General features: G+C 37.8%; 9 protein-coding genes and 1 pseudogene. 4 read left to right on the forward strand and 6 right to left on the reverse strand.

The features are described 5' to 3' along the window. The first annotated feature begins 81 nt into the window (after window positions 1–81). A pseudogene (locus tag ACFIMS_RS09300) lies at window positions 82–267 on the forward strand (helix-turn-helix transcriptional regulator). A gap of 273 nt (window positions 268–540) precedes the next feature. Here the strand turns inward: ACFIMS_RS09300 and ppx are convergent. Beyond that, complete coding sequence (gene ppx / locus ACFIMS_RS09305) at window positions 541–2,058, reverse strand: exopolyphosphatase (protein ID WP_375638213.1); 1,518 nt, start codon at window positions 2,056–2,058, stop codon at window positions 541–543. Between the two features lie 6 nt (window positions 2,059–2,064). Next, entirely contained in the window at window positions 2,065–4,245 is a 2,181-nt protein-coding gene (locus ACFIMS_RS09310) for an RNA degradosome polyphosphate kinase (RefSeq protein WP_375638214.1), read from the reverse strand. A gap of 325 nt (window positions 4,246–4,570) precedes the next feature. On the opposite strand from ACFIMS_RS09310, the gene ACFIMS_RS09315 reads away from it, so the two are divergent. Both ACFIMS_RS09315 and ACFIMS_RS09320 read left to right on the forward strand, forming a co-directional pair. After that, window positions 4,571–4,819, forward strand: coding sequence for a zinc-finger domain-containing protein (locus tag ACFIMS_RS09315; protein ID WP_375611536.1), 249 nt, complete (start codon window positions 4,571–4,573; stop codon window positions 4,817–4,819). A 52-nt stretch (window positions 4,820–4,871) separates the two neighbouring features. Next, on the forward strand, window positions 4,872–6,119 hold the full coding sequence (locus tag ACFIMS_RS09320) for an FAD-binding protein (protein ID WP_375636833.1): 1,248 nt from the start codon (window positions 4,872–4,874) through the stop codon (window positions 6,117–6,119). A gap of 191 nt (window positions 6,120–6,310) precedes the next feature. Here the strand turns inward: ACFIMS_RS09320 and dnaE are convergent, their stop codons facing one another. Beyond that, on the reverse strand, window positions 6,311–9,778 hold the full coding sequence (dnaE, locus tag ACFIMS_RS09325) for a DNA polymerase III subunit alpha (protein ID WP_375611586.1): 3,468 nt from the start codon (window positions 9,776–9,778) through the stop codon (window positions 6,311–6,313). A gap of 402 nt (window positions 9,779–10,180) precedes the next feature. Between dnaE and recG the strand changes: the two genes are divergently transcribed. Continuing rightward, window positions 10,181–12,289 carry an ATP-dependent DNA helicase RecG gene (gene recG, locus ACFIMS_RS09330; RefSeq protein ID WP_375650537.1) on the forward strand — a complete coding sequence of 703 codons (2,109 nt, stop codon included), beginning with the start codon at window positions 10,181–10,183 and terminating at the stop codon, window positions 12,287–12,289. Window positions 12,290–12,646: 357 nt separating this feature from the next. Here the strand turns inward: recG and glmS are convergent, their stop codons facing one another. The 3 genes from glmS to ACFIMS_RS09345 form a co-directional block, all read right to left on the reverse strand. Next, window positions 12,647–14,470 (reverse strand): glutamine--fructose-6-phosphate transaminase (isomerizing), encoded by a 1,824-nt coding sequence (gene glmS / locus ACFIMS_RS09335; protein ID WP_375696686.1) that lies wholly within the window; start codon window positions 14,468–14,470, stop codon window positions 12,647–12,649. Window positions 14,471–14,643: 173 nt separating this feature from the next. Continuing rightward, complete coding sequence (glmU, locus tag ACFIMS_RS09340; protein ID WP_375668376.1) at window positions 14,644–15,996, reverse strand: bifunctional UDP-N-acetylglucosamine diphosphorylase/glucosamine-1-phosphate N-acetyltransferase GlmU; 1,353 nt, start codon at window positions 15,994–15,996, stop codon at window positions 14,644–14,646. Between the two features lie 14 nt (window positions 15,997–16,010). Further along, the gene (locus ACFIMS_RS09345) at window positions 16,011–16,799 is read right to left on the reverse strand and encodes a cytochrome c biogenesis CcdA family protein (RefSeq protein WP_375610470.1); all 789 of its coding nucleotides are present in this window, start codon (window positions 16,797–16,799) and stop codon (window positions 16,011–16,013) included. Window positions 16,800–16,816: the final 17 nt, after the last annotated feature.

Here is a 16,816-nt window from a genome sequence, read left to right on the forward strand (position 1 = left end):
ATTCGAAAATCATGGTTAATAAATAGTTGTGATTTATTTCTATTTTTTATAGTGAAAGGATTTTATAATGACTGAAATGATATTCTTTTGACAGACCGTGAAAGTGCAAAACTGTTTCATATGAGTATTTCAACATTCCAGCGTCATGTAACCAATGGATCTCTCCCAAAATCTTTAAAACTTGTTTTTTATCGCGTTGGTTACAATCGTAATCTTATCAAGATAATCGAGCAAGCTAAACAGAAACGTTATAACGACGCAGCATAAAAAGAAAACCTTTTCACGTAAAAATGGACAAAACTTTTCATTTTCACATGAAGCTTATGAAGTGAAAAATCCATCCTGTGATGCAAGTAACAGAATAAAAAATTATGTTTTCTTTTATGAATGCTCAGGCATTACAAATGCTTTGCGTGGTGTCTAGCATGGGCGTTATGGAACAAGTCCTATTGTCCAGCTCATGATGATAGGCTACCTAGTTTATCCCTCGTCAATGGCCCTATTATTAAGACATAAAACACGAATAAATTAGGAAAAAAATCAAAAAATTTCAAAAGCGAGAGGTTGTTTTATTATTTTTGATAACTTCTGTAATCGTCCAAGAGGACGTTCTCCTAATAACCCAGCGTAATTCTTTGGGATCTGCAGGATAATATGATCTGCTTTTTTATGCCACAATAAATGAGGTAAAATTCCTGCAACAGAAGCACTAAAAAGATGAGCAATACGCATAGTTTCGCCAAGAATACGTGCTTTTTCAATTATATTTTGAGTTGCTAATTGAAAAATGGGAAGAGATTCTTTATCAACCAATAAACTCGTATTGCGAAAAAAAACAGCAAGTGCCGCATAAAGGCGCCCTTCATGAGAAATTCCTGGATAAGATCCTAAAGCTATTTGATTTGCTGCTTCATTGCCTCGATAATCTGGATGTATACGCCAACCAATATCCGCAAGAAGACAAGCGGCTTGACGATAACGGCATTCATTTTCGGTTTCTGAAATTCCAAAAACTTCAAAAGCATTCGTCGTAAAATCAATGAGTTCTTCTGCTTGTTTTGGTGAACGTGCCCGTAAAATAGCCATTTCTGTGCATGCTGCAATGAGAGGATCTGAAAGCCGAATCGCCTGCGGCAAACGTGAATAAAGAAAACCTTCACGAACGCCAGCACCAGAAAAGATTATCTTTTCAAACTCCATACACTGAATGAGTTCAATAAGAACTATTGCCCCATAAGATAAAAGTTTTCGACGATTCTGAGAAACCGCTGCAATCCCTCTCATATTATCAATATTGCCACGTGCTACAAGACGTAAAAAGTTCTCCATTTCAACGGCATCAACTTCATAGCCATGCATAACAGGGAGCCGATAGTGTTTCATTGCCATATGGAGTTTTGCCAAATTACGCCATGTCCCCCCTACTGCATAAAAATAACGTGCTATACCTTTACGAGTACGAACAACAGACGATTTATAAAATTGCTCATGTACAATTTTTGTAGCTACAGCACTATCATTATTTGACATATACTGTAGCCTTAAACCACCCAATGGGAGCGTTATCCCTTCACCAACATCAGAATGATCAATATCAATCAGCTCAAGACTTCCACCACCAAGATCCCCAGAAATACCTTTTGGTTGATAAAAAGTAGACACAACTCCATATGCTGAATACATAGCTTCTTCACTTCCTGAAAGAAGATATATTTTATTTTGCAAAATATCTTCAGCATGCTGAATAAATGCTACGCCATTCTGTGCATCTCGTGCTGCTGCTGTTGCTAAAGTATAGACCTCATCTGCCCCAATCTGTCGACAAAGCGTACGAAACCGTTTCAGTGTTTGCAACGCCATTTTCATCGATTTTTCTTCTAAAAATCCTGTTTTCGCCACACCATGACCGAGACCACAAAGAATCTTTTCATTAAATAAAACTGTTGGTGATCGAACAAGCCCCTCATAAATAACCAACCGAACAGAATTTGAGCCAATGTCAATAACAGCAACAGGCTTACGCCCTTTTAACCGACCTTGAGCATCTCTATATGTCATTGGATTTTAGTCTTTATGTATTTCGGCTTGTTGCCGATGCAACGCAACCAAGCGCGAAACAGAAGACTCAAAAGACTCATTTTCCCCCGCAAAACTTGTATTGGCCATAAAATACTCCTGCGCATTAAATAGACTTTCACCTATCTGCGGTGTAATACGTTTTGATGTTCCATCCTTAAGTATATCAAAGCTTTGTTGATTATCAATGATATTAGCTAACATAATCTGTAAAAGAATTTTTTGACGCACTATTTTATTAAAAACCGGAACCAATATTTCAATACGATAGTCCAAATTACGAGGCATCATATCAGCAGAGCCTAAGTAAACGAGTGCATTTTCATTAGGCAAATCTTGACCATTCCCAAAACAAAAAATGCGACTATGTTCAAGAAAACGCCCGACAATTGATTTTACACGAATATTATCCGAAATTCCTAGAATACCAGGACGTAAACAACATATCCCCCGCACAACCAAATCAATTTGCACCCCTGCTTGACTGGCACGATATAAAGCATCAATAATTTCAGGATCAACCAATGCATTAACTTTCATCCAAATAGCAGCAAACCTTCCCTGTTGTGCATGAACAATTTCTCCCTCAATATGCTCTAAGATACGACCACGCAGTGTTAAGGGTGAAAAAGCAATCTTCATTGTTTCATTTGGACGCTCATATTGCGCAATATAATTGAATAATAACGCAACATCATGAGCGATATCATCATCCGTGGAAAAAAAAGAAAGATCGGTATAAGTTTTAGCATTAATGGGATGATAATTTCCTGTTCCAAGATGAACATAAGAGCGAAGACGTTTTCCCTCACGTCTCACAACTAATGACATCTTAGCATGCGTTTTTAATGCAATAAAACCAAAAATAACTTGAACCCCAGCACATTCAAGATCCCTGGCCCAACGAATATTTGCTTCCTCATCAAAACGTGCTTTAAGTTCTACCAAAGCAGTCACAGACTTTCCCTGTTCAGCTGCTTTAATCAAAGCGCCAACAATTGGACTATCATTTGATGTACGATAAAGTGTTTGTTTTATTTCTACAACATCAGGATCGCAAGCAGCTTGACGTAAAAATTGGACAACAACATCAAATGTCTCATAGGGGTGATGAATCACAATATCATTTTCACGAATAGCCGCAAAACAATCCCCTTTATGTTTACGAATACATTCTGGAACACGAGAAATATAAGGAATAAATTTAAGATCATCGCGGGGAATAGAAACAATTTCTGATACCGTATTAAGCGCTAAAAATCCGTCAAGGACATTAATACAATTATCAGGAACAGCGAGACTATTCGCTATAAATTGGCGTAAACTCTCTGGCATTTTTGCGTCAAACTCAACTCGAATAACCTGCCCACGGCGCCGCCTTTTAAGAGCAGTTTCAAAAAAATGAACAAGATCCTCAGCTTCTTCTTCTACTTCAATATCACTATCTCGGATTATTCTAAATATACCAATTTCTTTAACCTCATAGTTAGGAAATACATATTTAATAAAAAGGCAAATAACATCTTCAGATGCAATAAAACGAAAATGATTGCCTTCTTGAGGAAGAAGAATAAAACGCCTTAAAAGCATTGAAATAGATAACAACACTGTGTGTGAATTCTGATCAGTTTCTCCAGACAATTGAAGCCCAATAGAAAGCCCTAAATTAGGAATAAATGGAAAAGGATGAGTAGAATCAACAGGTAAAGGTTTTAAAACAGGAAAAATTGTCTCAAGAAAATATTTTTCAAGCCATGATTTTTCAATTTCTGAAAGATCATCAGAACAAATAATTTCAATATCATTCTTTTTTAATTCATCACGTAAAACATTCAATTCTCGTAGTTGGTGAGCCTGCAGCTTTGAAATCTCAGCTAATACAATATCAAGTTGTTCCTGTGGAGTGTGCCCATCTGCACTGCACGCTGTAACGCGAGCACGAATTTGAGCTGCTAGTCCTGCAACACGAACCATAAAAAACTCATCAAGATTTGCAGCTGAAATAGAAAGAAATTGTAGACGTTCTAATAAAGGATGTTTCGAATTAGCCGCTTCCATCAAAACACGATTATTAAATTGTAGCCATGAAAACTCTCGATTAATAAATCGTACCGGATTTTTCATTGTTATATTCGATATAGAAATTTTATCTACCACCCTCTGTTCCATATATCCTAAATAATTTTCTTTTATATTTTCTAAAATCCTTGACGAAATATCTCACATAACATTTGATAATATGTTATCATCATAATAATATATCAATGCCTAACTTCCCTCATCATTTTTCCATTTAATATTTAAAAGTACTTGGAATTATTGCTATGCGCAAAGCACTAAAAGTAAGACAACTATTCTAATATAGCATAAAAGAAGAGAAATTTGTCTTAAAAAGCATCTTGCATTATTATACGCTTTATTACAAACTCACGCCTATAAAATAGAAGAGCCCAATCATAGCTGATGAGAAAATTTATTCTGGAGTTTGTATGCCATGGCTGATCACAATATTCCTCATTTCCAAAATGACCTTGGATATAAAACAATCGAAATTGGTGTGAAAGAATTTATGTGTGTAGGCGCTACACACCCATTCGATCATCCTCATATCTTTATCGATATGGGAGCAGCAGATGAGAAAATTTGCCCTTACTGCTCAACCCTTTATCGTTATGTTCCCTCGCTATCATACGATCAAACAAACCCAACAGGATGCTTATATCATCCAGAAAAGCTATTATAATTGCGTTTTTTGGCTTTCTTAATAACCCCTCTTTTAATTCTGCTTGTTTAATATGAAATCATTTGTGGAACAATCACCCATCATCGTTGGAGGAGGAATTGCTGGTTTAAGCACTGCTTTAGCACTCGCTCATAAAGGAATTGCAAGCACCATTATCGAAAAGTGTAAGCAACTTGAAACGATAGGCGCTGGTATTCAACTGACACCAAATGCAACATCTATTCTTGCTCGCTGGAAACTTCTTAACAAACTCACTGAAGTCGCGACAATCCCATATTTTCTTGAGTTAAAAGATGGATTATCTTTAAAAATACATCTACGGGCTCATCTTATTAATCTAACAGAAAAATATTGGAAAGCCCCTTATATGACGATTCACCGCGCGGCTTTACAAAAAATTTTATATAATGCAGTGATTGAAAATCCTTTGATCAAATACAAAGCAGGCGAAACGATTGTATCTTCTACCCAATCGGCAACCAACATTAAAATCACGACAATAAAAACAGATACGGCAACAGAACAGCTTTATTCAACGCCCCTCTTGATCGGATGTGATGGCGTTTGGTCAACATTACGGCAACAATCTCCTTTTCATGAAAAAGCAAATTTTAGTGGCTTTATTGCTTGGCGTGCAACAACAACATCTGATAATCTTCCTCAAAACTTTCGTTCTTCATTGCAAAATATGAAGACAATTACGGCTTGGATGGGACCAAAAAATCATCTTGTTGTCTACCCCATTCAATCGTCAGAAAAAATTTTTAATTTTGTCGCCATTACGCATGGAGAAAGTTCAAAAGAAGGATGGGCCCATAAAGGAGATAAAGAAAAACTCAAATCTCTTTTTAAAGATTGGAATTCAAAAATCTTACAAATCTTCGATCATATTGATGAATGGAGTTATTGGCCACTTTTTCAAATGAAACAAAATCGTTTTATCGGTTTAGAGAGACAAGTATTTGTTGGCGATTGCGCACATGCTGCCTTACCTTTTGCAGCACAAGGTGCCGCTATGGCAATCGAAGATGCCGCCACATTAGCAAAAGCACTTTCATTGAAAGATTTTTCATTAACGAAAGCACTTTCGCTTTACGAAACAACACGCACCCCGCGTATTGCAGCAGTAAAAAAACGCGGAGATTTCAATAGATTAGCCTATCACGCAACCGGTCCCATAGCAATTGCACGCAATCTCATGATGAAAATTCGTACACCAGAGAGCATTATGTCAGATCTCAATTGGCTTTACATGTATGATGCGATGAATTCTATAAAAAATAATGATAAAAACTTATAAAATTCTTCCGGCACTTTGAATATTACGAAAGAACGAGATTTTTTTAATTTTATGACACTAAAAAATATCATAATTTACTCTAATAAAAGCAATATTTTTCGAAACCTACAATCCGATTTTAAAAGCTCCATTTTTAGCTCTCCTAAAAGCAAAAACACCACTCAAAATCAGCTCCCATCTTTAATCTTTCTTTAACTCAATTCTACATCAACAACACCCTGAATTAATTTCATAGCATTTGCGACATGTGAATTTACCTTATATCGCTTAGGAAGCGCAATTTCGACTTCTCGCAATCCATCCTCTTGAATTAAAATAAGCCCAACCTCTCCATTCCCCCCAAGATTTAAATTTTGTTCAATTTGTGGAAGCATATCAACTGTTTTTATAAAGAGACGCATCATTTTATGCTGTTGTAATGATTCATTTTCCAAAGACTGAATTGTTTCAATTCGCAAACTAACTCCTTCAGAACGATTTTCTGCGCTCACCGTAATAATAAAAGATTTTCCGGGTTCTAGCATCTCTTCATAATCCGAGAGTGCCTCAGAAAAGAGAACTGCTTCATATTGTCCACTTGTATCAGAAAAATGAATAATTCCCATTTTTTTACCAGATTTTGTTTTGCGCACGTTTTTTGCCACAACAGTTCCAGCAAGCCGTGCAGCCGTTGCTCCCCCTTTAACGGCATTGGCAAAATTACCCCAAGTCTGAATGCGTTTTTTGTTCAGAATAGCTTGATACTCCTCCAAAGGATGCGCAGAAAAGTAAAAACCTATAGCTTGAAATTCTCGATAAAGTTTCTCAGCCGGCAACCAAGGGGTTGTTTGCGATAAAATCAATGGTTCTTTTAATCCGCCTGCCATTCCAAATATATCAACCTGCCCGCTAGAATTGTCATCGAGAATACGAAGTGCACGCGCATGAAGGGTTCCAAGATTGGCTAATAAAACCTCACGTGCAATGTTAAAACAATCAAAAGCACCAGCACAAACTAAACTTTCCATCGCACGCTTATTAACAATACGAGGATCAACACGCGCACAAAAATCTTCCAAATCCTTAAAAATCTTACTCCCACGACAAGAAACAATATGATCTACAACAGTTTCTCCCACACCTTTAATGGCAGCAAGAGAATAATAAATACAATTATCACCAACCTCAAAAACACGATGAGATGTTTGTATAGAAGGTGCAATAACTTCAATACCCAACCTTAATGCTTCACGCCGAAAATCATTGAGCTTATCTGTATTCGTCATATCATATGTCATTGAAGCAGCTAAAAACTCAACGGGATAGTTTGCTTTCATATAAGCCGTTTGGTAAGAAACAATTGCATAAGCAGCAGCGTGCGATTTATTAAAACCATAATCGGCAAATTTTGCTAAAAGATCAAAGATAATATCAGCTTGATCTTTATCCACGCCACCTGCAACAGCTCCATTGACAAAACGCGTACGCTGTTTTTGCATTTCAGCATGAATTTTTTTCCCCATAGCACGACGTAGTAAATCAGCTTCTCCAAGCGAATAGCCAGCAAGAACCTGAGCAATCTGCATCACCTGTTCTTGATAGACAATAACACCTTGTGTTTCTTTGATCAGATGATCTATCTTAGGATGAATAGAAGCAATTTCCTCTTCCCCATGTTTGCGTGCATTATAGGTTGGAATATTCTCCATTGGACCTGGACGATAAAGTGCAACCAGCGCAATAATATCTTCAATACGGTCTGGCTTCATTCCAATCAACGCCTTGCGCATACCAGAACTTTCCACCTGAAACACGCCAACCGTTTCACCACGTGCCATCATAGCGTAGGTTGCTTCATCATTCAGAGGAATATTTGATAAATCTATTTTAATCCCCTTTCTGGCAACAAAATCGACTGCCATTTTCAAAACAGTAAGCGTTTTTAATCCAAGAAAATCAAATTTTACCAGCCCCGCTTGTTCAACATATTTCATGTTAAATTGTGTAACAGGCATATCAGAACGAGGATCACGATACATCGGGACAAGCTCCCAAAGTGGACGATCTCCGATAACAATCCCAGCAGCATGAGTTGAAGCATGACGATAAAGTCCCTCCAACTGAAGCGCTATATCTAATGCGCGTCCAACAACGGGATCTTTTTTCTTTTCTTCTTCAAATTTAGGTTCATCCTTAATAGCATCTGCTAATTCTACCTGACTTCCTGGGGTGGCAGGAATTAATTTTGTAAGATAATCCACCTGACGATAAGGAACTTCTAAAACACGCCCCACATCACGCAAAACTGCACGTGCCTGTAACTTACCAAAAGTAATAATTTGAGCAACTTGATCACGTCCATATTTTTTTTGAACATATTGAATAACTTCTTCGCGCCGCTCTTGACAAAAGTCGATATCAAAATCTGGCATCGAAACACGATCTGGATTCAGAAAACGTTCAAAGAGAAGAGAAAACCGCAAGGGATCCACATCAGTAATCGTCAATGCATAAGCAACAAGTGAACCAGCACCAGAACCCCGGCCTGGTCCAACGGGAATGTCATGAACCTTTGCCCATTTTATGAAATCTGAAACGATAAGAAAATATCCAGAAAATTGCATACGCGTAATAACTGAAATTTCATAATCAAGCCGCTGTTCATAATCTGCAATCGTATACCCTTCAGCCAACCCTATTGTTTCAAGCCGAATCTTCAAACCATCTTTAGCCTGATTTAATAACTCACTATCTTCTATTTCTAAAGTAGTTTCTGAATTAACAGATTGTTCTATAAAACGAGGCAATATCGGTTTTCGAAGAGGCGAGGCAATATGACAACGCAATGCAATTTCAACACTATTTTCCAAAGCTTCTGGAAGATCAGAAAACAGTGTAACCATTTCATCTTGTGACTTCAAATAATGATCTGGTGTCACACGTTTGCGATCTGGATTAGAGACAATTTGTCCTTCTGAAACAGCCATCAGCGCATCATGCGCTTCATACCCTTCTCTTTGCAGAAAAAAAGCTTCATTCGTTGCTACAAGAGGAATTTCATGCGCATAAGCCAATTCAATAAGATCAGCTTCTACTCTCCGGTCATAAGAGCCATGCCGTTGTAACTCCACATAAAGACGATCAGCAAAAGATTTTTTCAAATAAATTAAGCGCTCAACAGCATGTTCTTTTTTCTCTTCTGCCAAAGAAAGATTAATAGGTCCTCCCTTTCCACCCGTTAAAGCGATTATGCCTTCACTGTGTTCTGACAACCAATCAGCTTTAATATGAGGAGGATCAGTATCACACTTATCAAGATAAGCACGGCTCACAAGACGAACCAAATGAGCATAACCGGTTTCGCTAGCAGCCAAAAGAACAATAGAGCAAAAATCAGAAGGATTACGCCATTTAGCCAAACGTGAATGATCATTTTCATCACAAAAATCAACAGTAAGCTGACAACCAATAATAGGTTGGACCCCATGAGAAAGACAATGCTGTGAAAATTCCAAAGCACCAAATAAATTATTGGTATCGGTAATAGCAACCGCTGGTGCATGATCTAAAATCGTCTGTTGAATAATTTGGGGGATTTTTAAAGCCCCTTCGAGCAAGGAATAAGCTGAATGCACTCTCAAATGAATAAAGCGAGGAAGAGAATTTTTGTTCTCTTGCATTTGCATTTTATTTTTTACCACTCTCACAATTTCCCACTACAAAATAAATGCTAAACAGCACCCCTTATAAAAGAAAAAACTTCTGTTCATCATCAAACTTTAAAGCTATAAATTCATCATCCTACATAGGAGCAATATCCCAATTTTATTAATATTTATAAGAGAGTTCTATCAAGAAAATGCTTCTATTCACAGCAAATAAACACCTAAAATAAAAAGAAAAACAATATACCTCATCTAAGTACTTTAATTTTTGACCATTTAATTGTATTTTTCTTTAAATATTAATTTCTCTTCCTAAAGTTCAATGTGTAAATAAAGCAACCTCCTCTTTATGACTTTATCCCCAAAAAGCTCTTCTAAAGGTCTAGAAAAAACAAAAAGGGCAGGTTAAATTTGCTCATGCCTCCAAGTCTTCTTACCCCACTTTTTAATTCTATCCGAACTCTTTCTGGTATTACACCTAAAGTCTATGGTTTATTGACCAAACTCTTAGATGTTAATCCCACACAACGCGAAGCAACCCTTATTGACCTTCTTCAATTAATGCCCCATTCCGTTATAGACCGCAGAATGCGTCCCAACATTGCTTCTGCAAAAGAAGGAGATACTGTTACGCTCGAAATTATCATCGATCAACATCAACCACCACCCCGTGGTCACAACCGAATTCCCTATCGTGTTATTGCCCATGATCACACAGGAAAAATAAATTTAGTCTTTTTTCATGCTCAACCTCTTTGGCTAAAAAAACAACTCCCCGAAGGAAAAAAAGTCATTATATCAGGAAAAGTTGAATGGTTTAATGGACAGCTTTCAATGGCGCATCCAGACTATATTGCCCCAAGCGAACAATCAAATCAGATACCTCTGATCGAACCTGTCTATCCCTCTACTGCCGGACTAACTGTAAAGACACTAAGACGCGCCATACAAAACGCTCTTGATTTTATTCCTCTTCTACCAGAATGGATAGATGAAAATGTAAAAAAGCAGCAAAATTTTCCTTCTTTTTCCGTTGCTTTACGCCGTATCCATGCACCCATTAACCCCAATGATCTATCCTTAGAAAGTACAGCACGCAAACGTCTTGCCTATGATGAATTGCTCGCTTGTCAATTGGCACTAGGACTCGTGCGTTTGAAAACTAAATCTCTTGTTGGCACTTCTCGACCATCAACAGGAATTTATACTAAAAAATTACTCAATATCCTCCCCTTTCAACTCACAACCGGACAAAAAAAAGCAGTAGAAGATATCGCAAATGATCTTGCTTCACCAGAACCGATGCTAAGACTACTTCAAGGTGATGTAGGCGCAGGAAAAACTGTTGTTGCATTGATGGCAATGGCACAAATTGCTGAAAATTCAGGACAATCAGCTTTAATGGCACCAACTGAAGTGCTTGCTAGGCAACATTTTGCCACCATCGCTCCTCTTGCCGAAAAGGTCGGATTACAAACAACGCTTTTAACAGGACGAGAAAAAGGAAAATTGCGGACAAATATCGTGAATGATATTCTGTCAGGTCAAGTTTCTATTGTTATCGGAACTCATGCTCTCATACAAAACAGCGTTACTTATAATAATCTCGCTTTAACCATTATCGATGAACAACACCGTTTTGGTGTCCATCAACGTATCGCTCTTACAGAAAAAGGCAATAAAGCTGATATGCTGGTTATGACCGCCACGCCCATTCCGCGCACACTTGTCTTAACAGCTTTTGGTGATATGGATGTCTCTAAAATTACCGAAAAACCAATGGGACGACAACCCATTACAACAGCAACGCTTTCTTTGAAACGTCTTCATGAGCTTATAGCGAGAATCGCAATTGCATTAGAAAAAGGAGAAAAGCTCTATTGGATTTGTCCTTTAGTAGAGGAATCGACAGCTCTTGATCTCACTTCAATTGAAAACCGCTTTGCATTTCTCCATGAGCGCTTTGGAGCACACGTTGGTATGATCCATGGAAAAATGTCTACAGCAGAAAAAGAAGCCGCTATGGCATCTTTTAAATGTGGAAATACACGTATTTTAGTTGCAACCACCGTCATTGAAGTGGGAGTAGATATTCCAGATGCTTCGATCATTATCATCGAACACGCGGAACATTTTGGCCTTTCACAATTGCACCAATTACGTGGACGTGTAGGACGAGGCGATAAAAAATCTTCCTGCATTTTGCTCTATAAAGATCCACTGACTAAAACAGCAGCAACACGCCTTAATATTATCCGCAATACAGAAGATGGTTTTGAAATTGCTGAAGAAGATTGGCGCCTACGAGGCGAAGGAGAGCTTTTAGGTACAAAACAATCTGGAGTCCCTGAATTTCATATAGCAAACCTTGCAGTTCATAGCGATCTTTTGTCAATGGCAAGAAAAGATGCTCGTTTATTTTTACAACGCGATCCTCATCTTTCTTCTGAGCAAGGACAAGCTTTACGGTTGCTCCTTTATCTTTTCGGACACAACGATGCTGCACGCCTCTTACGAGCAGGATAACAAAAACCCTCTAATAAAAAACTTAAATACCTCTCTGTTCAAATATGATTTTCTCTTAGAATTACCCATAAATGATCTACGCAGTCTCTTACCATCTTTATGCTTCATGAACGAATAACAAATCAACTGCATTAAAACAGTAGAAGCAATATTGCGTCTTTTTTTTACCATTATATTCACATAACTGATCTATTTTTTGATAGGTAAGAAAATATTTTTCGTTTTATCGTAAAGGATTTAGGAATAAAAAACCTTTCTTCAGTATTCTCGTTCAACAGAGAAAAATGAAAAAATAAGTTTCATTATAAATCAATTTCTTACACTTGATTATTCTCCAAAAGATTCAGAAATATACTTTTATTCAACCGTGACTGATTTTGCTAAATTACGGGGTTGATCAACATCTGTTCCTAATAAAACAGCCGTATGATAAGCGATTAACTGAACAGGGAGTGCATAAATAATAGGAGAAATAAATTCTGGAACATCTGGCAAAGTGATCGTTGATAAAGTCTTAAGACAAGCTACTTCTGCTCCCTTTTTATCGGTTATTAAAATAATACGACCATTACGCGCTACCACTTCTTGCATATTAGAAAAAGTTTTTTCAAACCACCGATCATAAGGTGCAACAACAATAACGGGTATTGTCTCATCCACCAGAGCAATTGGTCCATGCTTTAATTCACCTGCCGCATAACCTTCAGCATGAATATAAGAAAGCTCTTTCAGTTTAAGAGCTCCCTCCAAAGCAATCGGATAAGAAGTTCCACGTCCCAGATAAAGAACACTTTTTGCATTCACCAAATCACGACAAATACATTCAATTTTTCTCTCTAATTTTAAGACCTCATTTAAAATACGTGGAACTTCTGCCAACTGCTGAACCAATTGCTGTTCCATTTGAACTGTAAGATAGCCACGTTGTTTAGCCGCACTAAGAGCGAGTGAAGCAAGCGTTGCCAATTGACAGGTAAAAGCTTTTGTTGAAGCAACACCTATTTCCGGTCCGGCAAGTGTTGGGAGAATAAAATCAGCCTCCCTTGCCATTGTTGATTGCTCTACATTCACAATTGTTGCTGTTTTTACACCCCGCTCACGACAATAACGCAAAGAAGCCAATGTATCAGCTGTCTCACCAGATTGAGAAACAAACAGCGATAACACATCAGACGTTATAGGAGGTTCACGATAACGAAACTCGGAAGCAACATCATTATCAACACTTAAAGCGGCAAATTTCTCAAACCAATAGCGCGCAACTAAGGTTGAATAATATGCCGTTCCACAACTCGCAAAAAGAAGCCGATGAATATTTTTCCAATCAATCAAATTCTCAAGCGGTCGAACCGCATAATTTCCAAGATCAAGATAATGCGCCAAATTATGAGAAATCACTTCAGGTTGTTCAAACATTTCCTTGTGCATAAAATGACGATGATTACCCTTAGAAATCAATAAAGCCCCTTCAAGTAATGTCGTCACAGGACGTTTTACCGGTTGATTATTAGCATCATAAATTGTAACACCTTCCCGTGTGAGAACAGCCCAATCCCCATCTTCCATATAGCTAATATAATCAACGAATGGTGCCAAAGCTATGGCATCTGACCCCACAAAAAATTCATCTTTTCCATAACCAATTGCCAGAGGTGGACCAGAACAAGCCGCAATCATAAGGTTATCTTCACCTTCGAAAATAAGAGCAATAGCAAAAGCCCCCTGCAGCCTTTTCCAACTGGTACGTATGGCTTCTTGCGGAGAAAGACCATCTTTTAATGCACGCGTTATTAAATGTGCAATAACTTCCGTATCCGTCTCTGTTTCAAAGATACAACCATCCTCTATGAGTTCCTTTTGCAGTTCTACAAAATTTTCAATAATACCATTATGAACAATCGCAAGCTTTTCAGTCACATGGGGATGCGCATTGCGTTCAACAGCAATTCCATGCGTAGCCCAACGGGTATGACCAATCCCTAAACTTCCCTCCAGAGGTGTTTTTTTTAATTTTTCTTCTAAATGAACAAGCTTCCCCTCAGCACGTACACGATAAAGATGCCCATTATGGACCGTTGCCACCCCAGATGAATCATACCCTCTATATTCAAGACGTTTTAACCCCTCAACCAAAGAGGACGTAACACACCTCTTTCCAAGAACTCCAATAATTCCACACATTAAAAAGCTCCAACCCACATCTTAAGATTCAAATTTTACAAAACAATCCAACAGCCTTTATTTAAAACTATAAATAATAAAAATAATTCAAACATGGAATACGACAATCTTTAAGAATAAATCTTCCATCCATCGTTAGATTAACACGAAACAAAAGAATAAGCTGAAAATAATCATTTTTTCTGTTTGTTTTCTAACAAACGCTCTCGAAATTTTGTCGCATAGCCCTCTTTTATAACCTGTCGTGCACGCCCAAAAGCCATACTGTTCATAGGAATATTTTCAGTAATAACACTTCCTGAAGCAACATAAGAGCCATCCCCTATTACCAATGGGGAAACAAGTGCCGTATTAGACCCAACAAAAGCATGATCACCAATCATGGTTTTATATTTGTTAAATCCATCATAATTGCAAGTAATCGTACCGGCTCCAATATTGGTATGTGCACCAATTTCGGCATCACCAATATAACTTAAATGATTGATTTTAGAAGATTCTCCTACCTTAGCTTGTTTGACTTCACAAAAATTTCCAATCTTTACGGACTTAGCCAACTCTGTTCCAGGACGCAAACGTGCATAGGGACCAATCTGTGCATCTCTACCAACCACAGCACCTTCGAGATAACTAAATGCATGAATAACCGCACCAGATTGTACTTTTACGTTTAACCCAAAATAAACATTTGGTTCTATCACCACCCCTGGTGCAATTTCTGTATCATAAGAAAAATAGAGTGTTTCTGGCTTTAAGAGTGTAACACCCGATAACATTAAATCGCGCGCTTTACGTTTTTGCCACAAAGAATCAGCCTCAGAAAGCTCAAGACCGTTGTTAATTCCTACAATATCTTCAAAAGGAACTTCAACAACACGCACATCTAATCCTTCGCGTGTTGCAAGAGAAGCAATATCTGTTAAGTAATATTCTTTTTTCACATTATTATTACCAACTTTCTCTAAAAGAGAAAGTGCATGTTTTCCACGCATAGCGAGTATTCCACCGTTACAAAAAGAAATCTTTTTTTCTTCATCGCTAGCGTCTTTTTCTTCTACAATTGCAATCAATTGACCATTTTTCTCGAGAAGACGCCCATAACCTGTTGGATGTTTGGTATGAAAACCTGCAAAAACAACATCTGCTCCTCCATCAGCAAGCTGTGCACGCATTTGGTGCAATGAATCTTGCTGAATAAGAGGAGTATCCCCAAAAACAATGAGCACATCATCCACCTCCTTTTGCAAAGCTAAACGAGCAGACAAAACAGCATGGGCAGTTCCTAAACGCTCTTTTTGTTCAAAAATCATTACATCTTTTACAAATGACTGAACAACGTGCATAACCTCCTTAGCACCATATCCCACAACAACCGCTAATTGTGAAGAGCCTGCCAATTCTATTTGTTTTAGAACATGGCATATAAGAGGCAATCCAGCAATTTTATGAAGTACCTTAGGCAGAGACGATTTCATGCGCGTCCCCTCACCTGCGGCAAGAACAATAGAAAGACAACTTCTAACCATAAAAACACATAAGACTAACGAGAAAATCCAAAAAAATTCATAATACTGTGCCAACGAATATCTTCAATATAACTCAACGAAGGATAATGTTCTAAAAGCCAAAATGAAAGATCCTGCATAGAACCTGTTAAAAACAAAATCCCTGTAAGAATAAGAAAAACACCAATGATTTTTTCAACTTTTCCTAAATGAATACGAAAAGCTCCTAAAAATCGCATAAAACTGCTCGAAAATAAAGCTGCTAACATAAAAGGAATAGCAAGACCTAATGCATAAACCGCTAAGAGAACAGCTCCCTCTCCCACAGTTTCTTTTGTTCCAGCAAGCGTTATAATAGGACCTAAAATAGGGCCAATACACGGTGTCCAACCAAAGGCAAAAGCTAAACCGATAATATACGCGCCTAAAGGACCAGCAGGTGTTTTTTTGGTCTGAAAACGCGCCTCACGAAATAAAAAAGCGATCTTGAAAATCCCCAAAAAATTTAAACCAAAAATAATAATGACAATTCCAGCAGCAAGGGCAAACCAATCACGATAATAACCGATGAATTTCCCAATTGTACTAGCACTGGCACCTAAAGCAACAAAAACAGTCGTAAACCCAAGAACAAAAGCAATAACAGAAGATAATAAAGCCCACCGGATAAAGACTTTCTCATCAGGCTTTTCTGAACGAAAATCATCAATACCAACCCCTGCCATATAGCACAAATAAGGAGGAACTAACGGCAAAACGCATGGTGACAAAAAAGAGAGTGCCCCAGCAAAAAACACACCAACTGTTGAAATTTCAATCAAAATTCATACCCCGTCTTTCA

Origin of the sequence: Bartonella sp. AP331QHHD, assembly GCF_042195905.1 — a bacterium.
Classification (GTDB): Bacteria; Pseudomonadota; Alphaproteobacteria; order Rhizobiales; family Rhizobiaceae; genus Bartonella.

Bases quoted from the DNA above. Each gene is read 5' to 3' on its own strand.
- ppx (WP_375638213.1), bottom strand. From the start codon at position 2,058: ATGACATATAGAGATGCTCAAGGTCGGTTAAAAGGGCGTAAGCCTGTT.
- ACFIMS_RS09310 (WP_375638214.1), bottom strand. From the start codon at position 4,245: ATGGAACAGAGGGTGGTAGATAAAATTTCTATATCGAATATAACAATG.
- ACFIMS_RS09315 (WP_375611536.1), top strand. From the start codon at position 4,571: ATGGCTGATCACAATATTCCTCATTTCCAAAATGACCTTGGATATAAA.
- ACFIMS_RS09320 (WP_375636833.1), top strand. From the start codon at position 4,872: ATGAAATCATTTGTGGAACAATCACCCATCATCGTTGGAGGAGGAATT.
- dnaE (WP_375611586.1), bottom strand. From the start codon at position 9,778: ATGCAAGAGAACAAAAATTCTCTTCCTCGCTTTATTCATTTGAGAGTG.
- recG (WP_375650537.1), top strand. From the start codon at position 10,181: ATGCCTCCAAGTCTTCTTACCCCACTTTTTAATTCTATCCGAACTCTT.
- glmS (WP_375696686.1), bottom strand. From the start codon at position 14,470: ATGTGTGGAATTATTGGAGTTCTTGGAAAGAGGTGTGTTACGTCCTCT.
- glmU (WP_375668376.1), bottom strand. From the start codon at position 15,996: ATGGTTAGAAGTTGTCTTTCTATTGTTCTTGCCGCAGGTGAGGGGACG.